Here is a 16,010-nt window from a genome sequence, read left to right on the forward strand (position 1 = left end):
GAGGGAGGCAGGCGTGCCGCAAGGCCCGGTGACGGTCAGGTCCGGTCGTGGCCGCGACGGTCGTCCGCGTCGATGACACCGTCCTCGTTGCGGTCCATCCGGTCGATGATGCGGCCAAGCGCGTCGTCGAACTCCTGCCCAGTGATGCTGCCGCTGGCATCGCCGTCGAGCTCCTGGAAGCTGTCGACGAGGCGCTCCCGCATCAGCTCCGCGAAGATCGCCTCGTATTCCTCGAGGGAGATATCGCCATCACCGCTCGCATCCGCACCTGCGACGAGGGCCGCGCGGGCCAGGTCGATCTCGTCGGTGGTGATCCTGCCGTCGCCATCCGCATCGGTGACGAGGGCGCCAAGGGTCATGCCGCGCCCGTCGCGGCCCCGTTTGCCGCCGCGGTGGTCGACCGGAACCACCATCTCGACGGACGCGACGGTCGCGGGCTGGTTCGCTTGAACTTCCGTGCTCGCGGTCTGCGCGGTTGCGACCACCATGCCCGACAGGGTCAGGGCGGAGGCGAGAAAGCCGATGGGGAGGATCTTGTCTTTGAACATGGAGGTGGTCCTGTCTGAATTGGTGTTGGAAAGGGTCAGGCGGGCTGGGTGTCGGCCTGCGACGGCGAGGCCTCTTCAGCGTCCTGCGCGTCGGCGTCGGCTTGGCGGCTCTGCTGCCAGATCTTCGCGGTGACACCGCCCGTCAGCAGCGCCGCCGCGCCGATGGCGAGGCCGAGCACCGTCAGACCGAACAGCGCGACGACGGGCGCAAGGACCAGCGCGACCAGCGCACCGCCGACGACTTGCAGGGTGTTGGTGATCTTCTTCATCTCGATGTGCCTTTCGTCTCTATCGATGAGGCACATATGGAACCGGGGTTTTGCACCCGCTTGGCGCGAAGCTTACAGTTCTGTCAGCTTCGGCTTTTCCAAAGCCCGGCCCCAAACCATCTGGGCGAACAGCCCGCCGCCGGGCGTCTCGGACAGAACCAGCCGGCCGCCATGTCGCGCGGCGATCGTCCGGGCCAGCGCGAGGCCGAGCCCGGCGCCTTCGGTGCCGCGGCTGCGATCGAGCCGGTAGAGCGGCTCGAGCACCCGCTCGCGCTCGGCCTCTGGGATGCCGGGCCCGTCATCCATCAGGCCGAACGCGCCGTCACGCGCCACCAGCGTCAGGATGCTGCCCTCAGGCGTGTGCCGCAGTGCGTTCTGGATGAGGTTGGTCATGAGCTGGCTGAGCAGGACTTTGTCGCCCTGCATGGTGATCGGGGCGATCTCAGTGCGCAGGACGCGGCCCGAATCCTCGATCACCGGCGCGTAGGTCTCGGCGATGTCACGGGCGAGCGCAGCGAGGTCGACGGTCTCAAAGCGCCGCTCCAGCGCACCGCTCTCCAGGCGCGACAGCCGCAGGAAGGCGTCGAAGATCGCGATGGCGCGGTCGGTTTCCTCAAGCGCGGCGCCGATCTCGTCCTCGCGGTCGGCCTCGGCCATCAGCGCGCTTTCCAGCCGGATGCGGAGCCGGGTCAGCGGCGTCTTCAGGTCATGCGCGATGTTGGCGGAAAAGCCCTTGGCCTGTTCGAGCGCAGCCTGGATGCGGGCAATGGTCTCATCGACCTGTTGGCCCAGATGATCGAGATCGTCCCGGTCGCGGTCCGGTGCTACCCGCGCGGTCAGATCGCCCTCCGCGGCGCGGCCCAACACGCCGGTGATTTCCGACAGGCGCCGCTGCGTGCGCCAGCCCAGGGCCAGCCCCATCAGCATCGCCACCGCGAGCGTCGCCCAGCCGATGCCGATGAAAGTGTCGACCAGCACCTCGTCGAAGACCGATAGCTCGCCCACGTTCTGGCCAACGATTAGCCAGCCGCCAGCGGCCGAGCCGCCGAAGAACAGCCATGGCTCGGGCGGGCCGCGGCGCTGGCGTGGCACGAGGTCTGCCTCGTAAAAGGTGCCGCGCCGGCCAAACAGCGCGTCGTCGCGTCGGGCCTCGGGCAGGAAGATCACCCGCTCCAGCGAGGAGCCCCGTGCCTGCGCCGGGTCGAAGTCGCCCTCGGCGATCGACTGGCTGGCCACCGCGAAGCGCGCCTCGAGCCGGTCATCGACGCGACGGTCCATCGCCTGCCGGACCTCGAAAACCGAGAACACGGCGGCACCGACGAGGATGGCGAGGAAGGCGGCGGTCAGCAGCACAGCCTGCCGCAGCGCCGAGAGCCGCCAGAGCCTGCGCGCCGCCCTAAGCGGCGTCGATGACATAGCCCGCGCCCCGGATCGTGCGGATGATCGTGTCGCCGAACGGCTTCTCGATCTTGGCCCTGAGCCGGCTCATATGCGTCTCGACCACGCTGGTGGTCGGGTCGAAGTTCATGTCCCAGACCTTCTCGAGCAGCATGTTGCGGGTCTGGACCCGGCCCTTGGCCCGCATCAGGGCCTCGAGTAGGCGGAACTCCTTGCCATTTAAGTCGATCTGCTGGCCGCGCCGCATGCAGGTCTGCTTCAGCAGGTCGAGCGTGACATCGCCTGCGACCAGCTTGGTGACCTCCGAGGCCGATGAGGGCGCGGCGCGGCGGCCGAGCACCGAGACCCGAGCCTCCAGCTCGGTCAGGGCGAAGGGTTTCGACAGGTAATCGTCCGCCCCCGATTGCAGCCCCTCGACCCGGTCGTCGATGTCCGACAGGGCGGTCAGGAACAGCACCGGGGTCTGCACCTTGGCAGCTCTGATCGATTTCAGCACCGACAGCCCGTCGAGCCCCGGCACCATGCGGTCGAGCACCAGCACGTCGAACTCGCGCGTCGTGGCGGCGATCAGCGCGTCCTTGCCGTCGGTCACGAGATCGACCGTGTGGCCGGCACGGGTCAGACCGTCGCGCACCCAGGCGCCGATCTCCTTGTCGTCTTCGAGAACCATCACCTTCATGGCGCGACCCTAACCGGGATGAGCGTGGAGAGACCAGTTGCAGCGTGCAGCCGTTTGAAAGCGGGCGGCGCCGCGCGTCCCACTGCGGCCGCAGGGCCTATGAAGAGGAGGGCGATACGCCGCACTCCGGCTGCCAGATCGGCCAGCGACCACGCCGCTCGGAAGTCGAAATCCTCGTGGCGAACCCGTCCTGCCTTTTCCGCCCGGCGATAAGCTGCACGGGCCATATCCTTCAGAGCCTCAGGTCCGCACATGTAAAGGTCGCAGCGGCGGGGCAGTGCCGTCATGACCGCATCCAGAACCAAGCCTGTGATCCGTCCCTCACAGGCGCTGTCATGCAACACCAGCTTTAACTGCGGCAGGCGCGCGCTCTGGCGGTGGAGGCGGTCCAAGCCGATGGCACCGGGCGCACCGCGATAGACGTAGATCAGGGTGATAGGTGCCGCATCGTCCGGCTGCATCGTCTCCAGGGCCGCGAGAAAGGGCGTGATGCCCGCCCCGCCCGCGACCCAGATCTGGGCCTTGCGGGCGCTATCGAGACGCGGCGTGAAGCGGCCCTGCGGCGCGCCAAGCGTGACCATGTCCCCCACCCGCATCTCGCGGTGCAGTCGCGCGGTCCAATCGCCCGCCACACGTATTCCGAACTGACGCCGAGCGCCCGATCCGCCGGCGATCGAGAAAGGATGCGGCTCGTCCGAAAGGCCCGGCACGATTAGGGCCGCGAACTGTCCCGGGCGGTAGCGGGGGGTCGTTATGTCGGCCGCGACCTCGAATTCGATGGCCCCGTCCCGCCGCTCGATCCGGGTCACATGCGCCGGGACCTCGGCGCGCGACACCTTGCGCAGGCTGGCGATCCAGCCCCACGACCCGATGCCGCTGACCGCTAGCAGCACCAGCCACGGCGGCGAGAAGGCGGGAAGCGGACCGGCCGAGAGAAATGTGTGAAAGACCGAGACGGCGAAGAGCGGCCCCATCAGCCAATGGCTCGCCCGCCACCAATGATGCGGGACCAGGCGCAGCGCCGAGATGGTGGACAACACCACGATGCCGACGCCCGCGCCGAGCCCGGCGAGCTCACCGGCATCGGCCAGCGGCGGTATCGGCCCCGCCCCGACCGACGAGGCCAACAGCCAGTGCCCGACCAGCCCTGCCACGGCAGCGTAACCCGCGGCACGGTGCCACGCAAAGGCCTTGTCCGGACCGCCCAATGCGCGGTCCAGCCAAGCCCCGCGCCCTGCGATGGCTAGCGACAGTGCCATTCCGGACAACGCGAGAGCCCCAAGCGTCGCGGGAACGATGTTCGCCACCGGCACGAATGGGGCGATCAGGACAACGAGGCCAGCGAGGGGCATTGGCATGAACGCACGAGCCGCCCAACGGCGCGTCGTGGAGAAGAAAACAATTCGTCCGGTCATCCTGTCCTCATGCGGTTTGCGTGAAAACAGATGGCGGGAAAGGCTCTCACCTCGCTGTCCGCTGGCTTACAGTTCTGTAAGGCAGCATGCCCAGAACGGACGCAACCAGTTTCCCGGTCATCCATGGCGATGCGCCGCAGCAGAGGAGCGGACTGAGCGAGTCTGTTAGTTGTGGAGGCCCGTAGGTGTTGCAATCTCCGGTGATGAAATAGAGATCCATGTATGGCGTTGCTCTGCCCCCTGAAAACGCGACCGTTTGAACTTGAAGTTTTGGGCTAAGCCCAACTCCACCCCGTCCCTGGCCCGGGCGCTATGCGACCTTTCGAGATGGTTCGAGTTGAGCCGCGAATGCGCTGGGGGTTGAGTTTCCCAGCGCCGAATACGGCTGATGGTCATTGTGATCGATCCTCTATTCATTGATGCGTTGGCGGGCGTCATCCATTGACAAGAGCCATGAGGCGTTCAGGCACTCCTGCCCGAGCCGGGCGTCGGAGGCCTCGATGTAAGCGTTGTCGCTGGGTTTCTCAGGCCGCGAGAAGTCCAGCCCCACCTTGTCGAGTAGGCCCACTGGTTGGGCAAACGGCTGGCAAATTCAGGCCCGTAGCACCTCTGAAAAGGAGGCCATGGGCGCCTGAGAAGACCTCACCTCGCGCAGTAGTCGGCCGTGACCTCCTTTTCAGAAGCGCTACAGCAGCGAGTTTATTTTGCGACGGCTATGGTACGCTCGCGTGCCGCGGGGGCCCATCTGACACGGAGAACGGCGCCCTGAGCTATGGCTGAAAATGGGTGATGCGGTCTGAGAAGGCGGCGTATCGTGGCGGGTGCTGAAGCCTGCCAGAACCTCCCGAAGGAGCGATACGCCATGAAGAACGATACTGACATCATCCCGCTTCGTCAGCCCCATTCGCTGGACGATCCCTTGACCGAGATTGCCCGCGAGGGGGCGCGTCGGATGCTGGCTGCGGCCTTACGAGCGGAGGCGGATGCCTTTGTCGCAGAGCTTGCCGAGACCCGTTTGCCGGACGGGCGCCAGCGCGTGGTTCGGCATGGCTACGGCCCCGAGCGTGAGATCCAGACCGGGATCGGCGGGCTCTCAGTCAGGCGACCGAAAGTCCGGGATCGGTCGGCGGAGAACGAAGCGGATAAGATCCGCTTCAATTCCGCCATCCTGCCAAGGTGGGCGCGGCGCTCCCGCAGCTTGGACGCGCTGCTGCCGGTTCTCTATCTCCGCGGCATCTCGACCGGGGACTTCCAAGAGGCCCTCGCGGCCCTGCTCGGCGAGAACGCCCCGAACCTGTCGCTTGGTGTGCTGTCGCGCCTGACCGGCGAATGGGAGGCAGAGTATGGGCGCTGGCAGCGCCGCGACCTCGCCGCGCGCCGCTACGCCTATGTCTGGGCTGACGGGGTCTATCTCCAGGCTCGGATGGAGCCGCAGGCCGAATGCATGCTGGTTCTCATCGGCGCGACGCCGGAAGGAAAGAAAGAGCTCGTGGGCTTTCAGGTCGGCATGCGTGAGAGCGCGCAGAGCTGGCGCGAGCTGCTGGTCGACCTCAAGGCGCGCGGCCTGACCTGCGCTCCGGAAATCGCTGTCGGCGACGGCGCGCTCGGGTTCTGGAAGGCGCTCGATGAGGTATTTCCCAGCACCAGGCACCAGAGGTGCTGGGTTCACAAAACTTCGAACGTGCTGAACAAGGTCCCCAAATCCCTCCAGCCCGCCGTCAAATCCGACCTGCGCGAGATCTGGCAGGCCGAAACCCGTGTCGCCGCCGAGGCCGCGCTGGACGTGTTCGTCGAGAAATACGGCGCGAAATACCAGAAGGCCGCAACCTGTCTGAGCAAGGACCGCGAGGCGCTGTTGGCGTTCTATGATTTTCCCGCCGATCACTGGGACCATCTGCGAACCTCGAACCCGATCGAGAGCGTGTTCGCCACTGTCAGGCATCGCACGGTTCGCACGAAAGGTGCGCTATCCCAGAAGACGGCTCGGCTGATGGTCTACAAGCTCGTGCAAGCCGCCGCGAAGGGATGGCGTCGCCTGAAGGGCGCCAACCAGTTGCCAATGGTGATCGAGGGCGTCAAATTCACCGACGGCGTCCTCGACGCCAAAAACCGCGCCGCCTGATCAAAGCGCGTCACCCAAACTCAGGCATAGCTCCGGCGCCCTCGGGGCGCCGCTCGACTGTCTTGGCCGCCGTTTGTCAGCCGAGGTGCGCGCGCAGCATCCAGGCGAACTTTTCATGGGTCCGCCCACGCTCGATGGCGAGATCCTCGGTCAGCGTATCGCCGTGGCCGGCCGCGAGTTCGCCAAGTCCTCCCAGCGTCGCGGCGATGGTCTCCTGAGCTCTCATCAGGATCTCGACCATCTCACGGTCACTTTGGTGCCCGTCATGCTCCTTGACCTTGGATCGCTGAAGCATCCCCGCGAGCTGACCCTCGGCATGGACATTCAATGCACGAATGCGTTCCGCCAGATCATCCTGAGCCTGGAAATGGTCTTCGTAGATTTCCTGGAACAAACGATGCAATTCGCCAAAGGCCATGCCGGTGACGTTCCAGTGGAAATTCTGGGCGAGCATCGTGGTCACGGCGGTTTCCGCCACGCTCTGGTTCAGCGCCTCGGCGATCTCCTTCCGAGCGTCGGGGCTCAACTCGATGGCAGGCTGTGTCATGACGCAATCCTTTCCAACTTCGGGGATGCCGGATCATCTGTCGCATCCGCCAAGCGTGTCAACGCGTCACTATCGGACGCGACACGGACGACCAGATGGACCAAAGATCGCCGAACCTGCGCTGGCACGCGGCTGTGCAGCAGGAACGTGGCGCTGGTCAAATCCTCGTCGCGCAGAGCGGCGATCAGGCGCAGCAGCCAGCTTTCGTCGAAGGACAGCGCTCGAGCGGTCGGTCGATAGAAGCGGGGGGAGCAGCCGAGCGCTTCGCCCAACGTCCTGATCAAGGCATCGAGCACGGTTTGCGGGGGGATGTCCCGCCGAGTGCCAACAATGGCACAGGCCTGCGCCAGCTCGATCCGGCTCCGAGACCGGCAGCGCAGCGCGGACAGGCGCATCTGGGCAAGCAGCCGCCGGTCCTTGGGCTCCAACGAAGCTCGCTGGTCGCTGTCAGGGACAACACGGGGACCGGAGGCGGCGAGGAACATAGCTTTATCCTGGTTCAGTATCGCTCGAGCATCTCGTTCTCCCGACAATCTCCATCGGGCATCACGTTGAAAAAGTGGGCGGTTAGACATCAGCGTCTACAGCTCCTTCTTCCGGCGCCTTTCATACCCGACCAATCTTGTCAGTCAACTTGTTTAATCCGACAGATTTGCTTAGGCATGAGTCGTGATGGAGGCAGAGCATGACCAGACACGACAATTCGGACGCTCCTGAAGAGAGCGCTGCACCCAGGCTTCGCGTGTCAGGTGTCTCGGTCGGCTATGGGTATGCGCCGATCGTCCGCGACGTGTCGCTCGATGTGCCCGACGGTGCCCTGACCGTGCTGGTCGGGCCGAACGGGTCCGGCAAATCCACGCTCATGAAGGCTATGGCGCGCGTCCTGCCCGTCAGCGTCGGGGAGATCACCCTCGATGGCCGTCCTATTCAGGCGACGCCGACACGCGAGGTCGCCAGGCAACTTGCGCTGCTGCCGCAGGGACCGATCGCCCCGGAGGGGCTGCGCGTGCGCGAGCTGGTGGCGCAGGGCCGCTTTCCGCACCAGTCGCTTTTACGGCAATGGTCGCGACGGGACGCCGAGGCCGTCGATGCTGCGATGCAGGCCGCTGACGTGATCCAGTTCGCGGATCGGCCAGTGTCGGATCTCTCGGGGGGGCAGCGCCAGCGCTGCTGGATCGCCATGGTTCTCGCCCAGGAGACCGGCATCCTGCTTCTGGACGAGCCGACAACGTTCCTCGATCTCAAGGTGCAGGTCGACCTGATGCTGCTGCTGCGGCGCATCGCGAAGGAAGAAGGGCGGACGCTGGTTGTCGTCCTGCACGAGCTCAATGTTGCGGCCGCCTTCGCCGATCGCCTCGTCATGATGAAGGAGGGCCGTATTGTTGCCGATGGCCCCGTGGAGAGCGTCTTCACCCCGTCCGCCCTCGACGAGGTCTTTGGTCTCGAGGCGAATGTCTTGCGTGATCCCGCGAGTGGCCGCCCGGTCTGCGTGCCCGCTGTCGAGCCGGCCGAGAGCGTCGCGCCCTGGCTTGCCGCGCAATGACGTCGCTTCCGACACGCTCGGCGTGGCGACGTGCCGGGCTTGCACCCGTATTGGGGCTTGCCGCGCTCGCGCTGGCCTTTGCATGGCATGTCTCGGTCGGGGCCAGGATGATACCGCTCGCGGTCGTGGCCGAAGCGCTGCTGTCATATGACAGTTCGGTCTTCGAACATGTCGTGATCGTCGATCTGCGCCTGCCGCGCGCGCTGTTGGCGGCGGTGGTCGGTGCCGCGCTTTCGGTGTCGGGCGCGCTCATGCAGGGCGTGACGCGCAACCCCCTGGCCGATCCGGGCATCCTCGGCCTGCTGATCGGCGCCTCCTTCGCGGTGGTGCTCTTCGTGGGCGTGTTCGACCTCGCCACGCCAGCCTTGATCCCACTGGTCGCGGCCCTCGGGGCGGTCATAGCGGCCATGGCCGTCTGGGGCATCGCCGCAGCCGCGCCGGGCGGGGCGATGCCGCTCACTCTCGTTCTGTCGGGGGCGGCGGTCACGGCCTTTCTCGCGGCGCTCGTGACCATCGCGAACCTGCTCGACGAGCAGAGCTTCGAGCAGTTGCGGGTCTGGATGACCGGCTCCCTTGCGGGCGCGCAAGGCGATGTCATTCGCTGGGCCCTACCCTGGTTCGGCGCCGGGCTGGCCGTGGCCTTCGCCGTCGCACGGCAAATCACGGCGCTCGCCATGGGGGAAGAGACCGCCATAGGCTTGGGGCTGAATATCGGACGATTGAAAGCGCTCACGTTGTTCGCCGTAGTGGCGCTGACGGCTGCCGCGGTGGCCATGTCCGGGCCGATGGGGTTCGTGGGCCTCGTGGTGCCGCATGCCGTGCGTCTCTTCGCAGGGCAGGACTACCGGCGGATCGTTCCATGGTCGGCGATCGCCGGCGCGGGCTATCTCCTTGTCGTGGACGTGGCCGCGCGGATGGTGCTGGCACCGGTCGAGATATCGACCGGCCTCGTCACGGCACTCCTCGGCGCGCCGCTCTTCGTCTGGCTGGTGAGGGCACGACTGTGAGCGCGGGTCTGCTTCTTAGGCTCGACGGGCCGGTCACCTACGCCCTGCCGATCCGGGCGCTCGGCGTGCTGGCGGTCCTGCTCGGCCTGACCTGCGCCTTCGTGCTTGCAAGCCTGATGGCCGGCAGCTACCCGCTCGAGGCCGCCGAGGTCGCCGCGACCCTCGCCGGACGGGCGCCTTCGGACATGGCGCAGACGGTGGTCTGGCAGTTCCGCTTTCCGCGCACCCTCGCTGCACTGGCGGCCGGCGCGCTGCTGGCTTTGTCGGGCGCGACGCTCCAGAACGTCACGCGTAATCCGCTGGCTGATCCCTCGCTGGTCGGGGTGAGCCAGGGGGCGGGCCTTGCCGTCGTCGCGGCGATCGTGGCCTGGCCCGAGTTGCCGCAGGCGCTGCGGCCCCTGCTCGCCTTTGGCGGCGCTCTCTCGGTGGCCGCGCTGATCCAAGGGATCGCCATGCGCAGATCGGGCGGCGCGACGATGCGGTTCATCCTGACCGGTATCGGCGTCGCGGCCTTCATCTCCGCGATGACCTCGGCGTTTCTGACCTATGGGCAGATCGACCGCGCGCTCTCGGCCTTGGGCTGGCTCGCGGGTTCCGTCCATGCGGCGGGCTGGGGCGAGGTGGCGATCCTGGGCGGCGCGCTGCTTTGCCTTGCCCCTGGCCTGGTCGCGGCCTCCCGCCCGATGGCAGCGATGCGCATGGGACCGGAGATGGCCGTGGGGCTCGGGCTGCGGGTCGGCCGGACTCGCATGGCGCTTGTCACGCTCTCCGTGGCCCTCGCCGCGGCGGCCGTGGCGATGGTTGGACCGATCGGCTTCGTCGGCCTCGTCGCGCCCCACCTCGCCCACCGGCTGGCGCGCTGCGCCATCGGTCTCCACCTCGCCCTCTCAGCGGCGGTCGGCGCGCTTCTGGTGGGCACGGCGGATCTTACGGGTCGTGTCGTCTTCGCCCCGGTTCAGATCCCCGCGGGCCTCGTGACGGCGGTGATCGGCGTGCCGCTCTTCGTGTGGCTCCTCCTCCGCACCAAAGGGAGGGAGACCTTGTGACGTCAATGATACGGCTGGAACGCACCGAGGCACGATCCCGTAGCACCGCGATCCGGGTCGATGCCGCCTGCCCCGATGTCGCGACGGTGGCCGCGCGCCTGCCCCGGCTGCGCGACGCCTTCTCGGCGCGGCTGCATGCGGGCCCTGCACCTGGAGAGGCGCTTCGCCTCGATGCGCCGGATGCGGCTCTCCTGGAGGCATGGCTTGCCGCAGAGATGCAGGCGCAGGACGGCGCCGACGACAAGCTCGCCGCGGCCTACCTGCTGGGTCGGATCGCCTTCGCCGTCAGCGAGGTGCTCGCGGCCCTCGCGCTGCAGGGCCTGCAACCCGCGCGCCTCGCGCCGGATGCCGTCGCGCTGACCGCCCGCCGGGCCGCGTGGCATCTCGATGGGCAAAGCGGCGAGGGCCGCGCCTATGACATCGTGCTTGCCGGGTCAGACCTCGTGCCTTGCGGCGCCCCCGCCGCGATGCTGGGCGCCGCGCTGCCCGAGTTGCTCGCCCCGCTCGTCCTGTATCTCATCGGTCGCTCGGGCCTGTCGCGGGGGGCGCTATGGCGGCTCGTCGGCGACGCCTTGTCGGGCGCGCTCCTGATGCAGGGCAAGCACGTCGGGCGAGAAGAGGAGGCCATGGAGATCGCCCATGCGGTCCTGCGCGATCGACAGAGCCCGCTCTATTCCCGCCAGACCGGCTACTTCCGGATCGATCTGCCCGAACGGCCGGACATCGCCGAATGGTTCCGGGTACGGGGCGGCTGCTGCCGCTACTACACGACGGAAGGCGGTGCATATTGTTCGACCTGCGTCCTGCGTGACCCCGAAAGCCGCGAGGCGCTGCTGCGCGCCCATCTGCGCCGCAAGCACGGGCTGGACGGAACATGATTGCACACGCCCCCGACCAAGCGCGCGGGTATTGCGGTCCACTCCCTGCCCGCCCCCTACCGCGAGATCCGTCGCCACGGGTTCGACATCCCATTTCGCACAACCGGAGAAGACCATGCTGCGCCTGACCACGGCCATTTCGACCATCATCGGCCTTGCGGGGCCTGTAGTCGCGCAGGACTACCCCATGACCATCGAGCACAAGTTCGGCACCACGGTGATCGAGGAGGCACCCGAGCGCGTCGCCTCGCTGGACTATGCCGGGGCTGACGATCTGCTCGCCCTTGGCGTGCAACCCGTGATCATTCGCCATTGGTATGGCGATTATCCCCGCTCAGTCTGGCCCTGGGCCGAGCCCCTGCTCGAGGAGACCCCGACGATCCTGCGCGGCCAGATCGATTTTGAAGCGATCGCCGCCGCCGAACCGGAGGTGATCGTTGCCCTGTGGTCTGGCATCACGGCCGAGGAATACGAGCGCCTGAGCCTGATTGCACCGGTCGTGGCAGTCCCCGAAGGGGTCGGCGACTACGCTCTGCCATGGGACGAGCGCGCGCTCTTGACCGGTAGGGCCGTCGGACGCGAGGCGGAAGCCGAAGCCCGGATCGCCGCGGTCGAGGCCGAACTTCAGGCGGCGGCCAAAGCCCATCCCGACTGGGCCGGAAAGACCGCCGCCGTCGCCTATCTGTGGGGCGGCGATCTGGGGGCCTACACCTCGAACGACGTCCGTCCACAATTGCTCGCAGAGCTCGGCTTCGAGACGCCGCAGGCGATCGACGATCTGATCGTCGGCAACGAATTTGCGGTCGGCTTTTCTCCCGAGGATCTCTCGCCGATAGATACCGATCTCCTGGTCTGGCTCCCCGAGGAAGGGAACAGGCAGCCGATCTTCGACCTGCCCGCGCGCAAGTTCCTCGATGTCGCCCATGAAGGCGGCGAGATCTTTCTCGACGAGGAGTTGACCGGCGCGTTCTCGCACGCATCGCTCCTGTCGATCCCCTACGCCGTGGAGCGGATCGTCCCGATGATCGTGACCGCTCTCGACGGTGATCCGGCGACGCCCGTCGATGCGAACTGAGCATGAGACAAGGAGACCTTTCATGAAGCATGTCGTCACCATGGCCCTGATCGCGGTCGCCGCACCCGCGGCCGCGCAGGAGGCCCGCACCGTGATCGACGACACCGGGTCCGAGGTCACCCTGCCCGGCAATCCGCAGCGGATCGTGTCGCTGCACGACACCTCGCTGACGGTTGCCCTGCTGGAACTGGGGATCGAGCCGGTCGGATCGCATGGACGGACGCGAACGGATGGAACGCCCTATATCCGCTCCTCCGCCACTGCCACTGGGATGGATTTCGACACCTCCGACATCGCGTTCATGGGCAACCTGCCCGCTGATGTGGAGCGAGTCGCCGCGGCCGATCCCGACCTGATCGTGACGACGAACTGGCAGACGGCCGACGTGGATCGGCTACGCCGGATCGCGCCGACCTATGTCTTCGACATCGCGACGACCGACGACTTCGATGTCTACGCCAAGCTTGCGGAGCTCACGGGGCGCGGCGACCGCCTCGCGGCACTCGAGGCGCGCTACGCGGCACAACTCGATCTGATCCGCAGCCAGATCGACACGGACGCGCTGCGTGTCTCGGTCATTCAGGGCCATGACGGCGAGCTGCTGGTCTGGAACACCTACGGCACGCTCGGGAAGGTCCTGCGCGACGCAGGCTTCGAGTTTCCGGAGATCGTCGACGCCATCGAGGGCAATCAGCGGCAGACGTTTTCGGCAGAGATGCTGCCGCGGTTCGACGCTGACATGATCTTCGTCACCTATCGCGCCGATCGCGGCGAGACGGTGGCCGATGCCAGGGCCGCTCTGGAAAGCGTTCTGCCGTCATGGTGCGAAGCACTGCATGCCTGCCGCGAGAACCAGGTCGTCTACCTACCGCGCTCCCTGGCATCGACTGCGACTTATGACGCGGCCAGCACCCTCGCCTACACGATCCTCAGCCATGCGGACGGGCGCGCATTGGCGATGATGCCGGATCGGCTTCGGTAACAGCCGAAGAAGGTCGTCCCGCTCATCGGTCGGCACAGCAGGCGAACACCGCACCGGCAGGTCGTCTGGCCGATCCGCATTCCCTCGGCTCCAAACCCGGAAATGACGATCCGCCCTGTGGGCGCATCCTCTACAAGAAAGCAATCGCATATGAACGAAATCTGGACAGGCCTGCGCACCGATCTCGAAGGCGGCTGGGAGGTGATCTCTATGGGCGGTCCGGCGATCTGGGCGATCGCGGCACTTTCGGTGATCACGCTGGCATTGATCCTGTGGAAGGCTTGGCGGCTGGCGTTGCTTGGCGCCTGGAACGGCGGGCGGCGCACCCGGCGAGCGGTCGAGCAGTGGGGTGCCGGCCAGGAGGCCGAGGCGCTGGCGCTGGTCGAGGGGCGGCGCAGCTGCCGGGCGCGGCTGGTCCAAGCGGCGATGCGGGCGCGGCGGGATTTCGACGACGCCGCAGCGCAGGCTGAAACCGAGCGCGTGGCCCGCGCTCTGTTGGCCCGCGCCAGAACAGGTCTGCGGCCGCTTGAGCTGATCGCGACCATCGCCCCGCTCCTTGGCCTTCTGGGTACGGTGCTGGGCATGATCGCCGCCTTCCAGGCCTTGCAGGAGGCAGGCAGCCGTGCCGATCCGGCGGCGCTGGCAGGCGGCATCTGGGAAGCGTTGCTGACCACCGCCGCCGGCATGGCCGTGGCAATTCCGGCCTCGATGGCGCTGACCTGGTTCGAGAGCGTCGCCGATCGGCTGCGCCATGAGATGGAGGACGCCGCGACCCGGATCTTCCTGCGTCCGTTGGCCGTCGAACCGATTTCGCAGGCGGCCTGAGATGAACCTTGCCAATCTCGACCGGCCACGCCGCCGCATCAGCCTGACGCCAATGATCGACGTGGTGTTCCTGCTTTTGGTGTTCTTCATGCTTTCGGCCCGCTTCGGCCTCGACCAGCAGCTGCCGCTGAACGCCGTAGGTCAGGAGCCGGGCGAGGGCTGGCAGGGGCCACCGCGGCTGGTCTCGATCGGCCCCGACGATCTAGCGCTCAACGGCACGTCGGTCGCGGAGGCGACACTGGCCGAGGCGCTGGCCGAGCTGGTCGAAAATACCTCCGACACCATCGTGCTTCGGGCCGAGGCCGGCACCGACCTGCAGCGGCTGGTGGCGGTGATGCAGCGCCTTTCGGCCGCTGGATACGGTCAGCTCGTGTTGGTGGAGTAGCACATGACCTTCGACGAGCCGCCCCGGAGGCCGCAGGCCGAGAGCATCGTTCCGATGATCAACGTCGTGTTCCTGCTGCTGATCTTCTTTCTGATGACGGCGCAGATCGCGCCGCCCGAGCCATTTGAGGTGACGCCGCCCGAGGCCGAAGCAGAGATGCCGGCCACCGCCGAGCTGGTGCTGCACCTCTCAAGCAAGGGCGAACTGGCCTTTCGCAACACTGTTGGCGAGGGCGCGGTCGCTGCGGCCTCGGCCGAAGCCGGGAACTGCGACGAATGCGACATGCCGCCGCTGACGCTGCGCGCCGATGCGGGCGTACCCGCGGTGCGGCTCGCGGCGCTGCTGCCCGAGCTGTCGGCTGCCGGCTTCTCGGCGATCGAGCTCATGACGGCCGCGCAATGAGAGGGTTGCTCGAAGGCGGAGGCTTCGTGGCGCTGGCGCTTGGCGCGCATCTGGCGCTCTTGGGACTGCGTCCTGAGCAGGGTGCGCCGGACGCCGCCGGCGCGGGCGGGGCCGAAACGGTGACGCTGGCGGCTGCCGACGCCCGGGTCGTGGCGCTGGTCGAGGATTGGGAGCGACCGCCTGAAAAGATGGAGACGGTGGAGATCGCGCAACCGCGGCCCATCGAGGCGCCCGAAAGGCCGCGCATGCCTGCGATGCAGCCAGATGTCGCACCGAGCGCGCCAAGCGCACCGGTGCCGCCAGCCGGGCCGGGCCTCGCCGTACCGCAGGCCCCCGAGGCCCCCCGGATCGACACCGCCACGGCCGAGCCGCGGCAGCCCATGGCCGAGCCTCCGGAAGAGCGGCCGCAGCCACGCCCCGACCGCCCGCCTGAGCCGAAGCCAGAACCGGAACCCAAGCCAGCTCCGCAGCGCCAGGCCGACCCGCAGCGCCAGCCCTCGCCGCCGCACCAGGCGCAGCGCGCGGCGGGCACGGGCGGCGGGGCTCAAGCGGGCGCGGCGCAGCGCCAGGCTGCGCCCAGCCTCTCGCCGGGGCAGATGCAATCCCTCGTCGCGCAATGGGGCGCGCAGTTGCGCGCGCAGATCGAGCGGCGCAAGCGATATCCGAACGCCGCGCGCGGCGCGTCCGGCACGGCCACGGTGCGCATCACCCTCGATCGCGCCGGCCGGTTGACCGGTCTCGCTCTCGTGGGCTCGTCGGGCAATCCTGCGCTCGATCAGGCGGCACTGGCCGCGGTGCAGGCCGCGCGTCTGCCCGCGTCACCGCGCGGCCTGAACGATCCGAGCTACAGCTTCACCTTGCCGATGATGTTCAACGGGTGAAGCAGCAA

At 67.4% G+C, this 16,010-nt stretch carries 19 protein-coding genes; 11 read left to right on the plus strand and 8 right to left on the minus strand.

The window, feature by feature from the left end; genetic code table 11:
- Positions 1 to 35: 35 nt before the first annotated feature.
- From ACJASC_RS11790 to ACJASC_RS11815, 6 genes are all read right to left on the minus strand, one after another.
- Positions 36 to 548 (minus strand): EF-hand domain-containing protein, encoded by a 513-nt coding sequence (locus tag ACJASC_RS11790; protein WP_415146215.1) that lies wholly within the window; start codon positions 546 to 548, stop codon positions 36 to 38.
- A gap of 35 nt (positions 549 to 583) precedes the next feature.
- Complete coding sequence (locus tag ACJASC_RS11795) at positions 584 to 817, minus strand: hypothetical protein (protein ID WP_415146216.1); 234 nt, start codon at positions 815 to 817, stop codon at positions 584 to 586.
- Between the two features lie 72 nt (positions 818 to 889).
- Complete coding sequence (locus ACJASC_RS11800; protein WP_415146217.1) at positions 890 to 2,233, minus strand: sensor histidine kinase; 1,344 nt, start codon at positions 2,231 to 2,233, stop codon at positions 890 to 892.
- Entirely contained in the window at positions 2,214 to 2,894 is a 681-nt protein-coding gene (locus ACJASC_RS11805; protein ID WP_415146218.1) for a response regulator transcription factor, read from the minus strand. The genes ACJASC_RS11800 and ACJASC_RS11805 overlap by 20 nt, the downstream gene beginning before the upstream one ends.
- The gene (locus tag ACJASC_RS11810; RefSeq protein WP_415146219.1) at positions 2,891 to 4,309 is read right to left on the minus strand and encodes a ferredoxin reductase family protein; all 1,419 of its coding nucleotides are present in this window, start codon (positions 4,307 to 4,309) and stop codon (positions 2,891 to 2,893) included. Before ACJASC_RS11810 ends, ACJASC_RS11805 begins: the two co-directional genes overlap by 4 nt.
- 409 nt (positions 4,310 to 4,718) lie before the next feature.
- The gene (locus tag ACJASC_RS11815) at positions 4,719 to 4,877 is read right to left on the minus strand and encodes an integrase core domain-containing protein (RefSeq protein ID WP_415146220.1); all 159 of its coding nucleotides are present in this window, start codon (positions 4,875 to 4,877) and stop codon (positions 4,719 to 4,721) included.
- Positions 4,878 to 5,171: 294 nt separating this feature from the next.
- Here ACJASC_RS11815 and ACJASC_RS11820 point away from each other — a divergent pair, with 294 nt between their 5' ends.
- Positions 5,172 to 6,431 carry an IS256 family transposase gene (locus ACJASC_RS11820; RefSeq protein WP_415146221.1) on the plus strand — a complete coding sequence of 420 codons (1,260 nt, stop codon included), beginning with the start codon at positions 5,172 to 5,174 and terminating at the stop codon, positions 6,429 to 6,431.
- A gap of 76 nt (positions 6,432 to 6,507) precedes the next feature.
- Here the strand turns inward: ACJASC_RS11820 and ACJASC_RS11825 are convergent, their stop codons facing one another.
- Both ACJASC_RS11825 and ACJASC_RS11830 read right to left on the minus strand, forming a co-directional pair.
- The gene (locus ACJASC_RS11825; protein WP_415146222.1) at positions 6,508 to 6,978 is read right to left on the minus strand and encodes a Dps family protein; all 471 of its coding nucleotides are present in this window, start codon (positions 6,976 to 6,978) and stop codon (positions 6,508 to 6,510) included.
- Positions 6,975 to 7,463 carry a hypothetical protein gene (locus ACJASC_RS11830; protein ID WP_415146223.1) on the minus strand — a complete coding sequence of 163 codons (489 nt, stop codon included), beginning with the start codon at positions 7,461 to 7,463 and terminating at the stop codon, positions 6,975 to 6,977. Before ACJASC_RS11830 ends, ACJASC_RS11825 begins: the two co-directional genes overlap by 4 nt.
- A gap of 200 nt (positions 7,464 to 7,663) precedes the next feature.
- Between ACJASC_RS11830 and ACJASC_RS11835 the strand changes: the two genes are divergently transcribed.
- The 10 genes from ACJASC_RS11835 (at position 7,664) to ACJASC_RS11880 (ending at position 16,002) form a co-directional block, all read left to right on the plus strand.
- A complete protein-coding gene (locus ACJASC_RS11835; RefSeq protein ID WP_415146224.1) occupies positions 7,664 to 8,521 on the plus strand; it encodes an ABC transporter ATP-binding protein in 858 nt (285 codons plus the stop codon).
- Complete coding sequence (locus tag ACJASC_RS11840; protein ID WP_415146225.1) at positions 8,518 to 9,528, plus strand: FecCD family ABC transporter permease; 1,011 nt, start codon at positions 8,518 to 8,520, stop codon at positions 9,526 to 9,528. The genes ACJASC_RS11835 and ACJASC_RS11840 overlap by 4 nt, the downstream gene beginning before the upstream one ends.
- Positions 9,525 to 10,574: a FecCD family ABC transporter permease gene (locus ACJASC_RS11845; RefSeq protein ID WP_415146226.1), complete on the plus strand. Its 1,050-nt coding sequence runs from the start codon at positions 9,525 to 9,527 to the stop codon at positions 10,572 to 10,574. The genes ACJASC_RS11840 and ACJASC_RS11845 overlap by 4 nt, the downstream gene beginning before the upstream one ends.
- Before the next feature lie 5 nt (positions 10,575 to 10,579).
- Positions 10,580 to 11,452, plus strand: a complete 873-nt coding sequence (locus ACJASC_RS11850; protein ID WP_415146227.1) for a (2Fe-2S)-binding protein — start codon at positions 10,580 to 10,582, stop codon at positions 11,450 to 11,452.
- Positions 11,453 to 11,567: 115 nt separating this feature from the next.
- The gene (locus ACJASC_RS11855) at positions 11,568 to 12,527 is read left to right on the plus strand and encodes an ABC transporter substrate-binding protein (protein WP_415146228.1); all 960 of its coding nucleotides are present in this window, start codon (positions 11,568 to 11,570) and stop codon (positions 12,525 to 12,527) included.
- 22 nt (positions 12,528 to 12,549) lie between these two features.
- Positions 12,550 to 13,509 (plus strand): ABC transporter substrate-binding protein, encoded by a 960-nt coding sequence (locus ACJASC_RS11860; RefSeq protein ID WP_415146229.1) that lies wholly within the window; start codon positions 12,550 to 12,552, stop codon positions 13,507 to 13,509.
- Between the two features lie 150 nt (positions 13,510 to 13,659).
- The gene (locus ACJASC_RS11865) at positions 13,660 to 14,334 is read left to right on the plus strand and encodes a MotA/TolQ/ExbB proton channel family protein (protein ID WP_415146230.1); all 675 of its coding nucleotides are present in this window, start codon (positions 13,660 to 13,662) and stop codon (positions 14,332 to 14,334) included.
- A 1-nt stretch (position 14,335) separates the two neighbouring features.
- Positions 14,336 to 14,719: an ExbD/TolR family protein gene (locus ACJASC_RS11870; protein WP_341213743.1), complete on the plus strand. Its 384-nt coding sequence runs from the start codon at positions 14,336 to 14,338 to the stop codon at positions 14,717 to 14,719.
- Positions 14,720 to 14,722: 3 nt separating this feature from the next.
- Entirely contained in the window at positions 14,723 to 15,121 is a 399-nt protein-coding gene (locus tag ACJASC_RS11875; RefSeq protein ID WP_415146231.1) for an ExbD/TolR family protein, read from the plus strand.
- On the plus strand, positions 15,118 to 16,002 hold the full coding sequence (locus tag ACJASC_RS11880; RefSeq protein WP_415146232.1) for a TonB family protein: 885 nt from the start codon (positions 15,118 to 15,120) through the stop codon (positions 16,000 to 16,002). Before ACJASC_RS11875 ends, ACJASC_RS11880 begins: the two co-directional genes overlap by 4 nt.
- The last annotated feature ends 8 nt before the right edge of the window (positions 16,003 to 16,010 follow it).

It is taken from the genome of Limimaricola cinnabarinus (assembly GCF_047631075.1).
In the GTDB taxonomy this organism is placed as follows: Bacteria; Pseudomonadota; Alphaproteobacteria; order Rhodobacterales; family Rhodobacteraceae; genus Limimaricola; species Limimaricola cinnabarinus.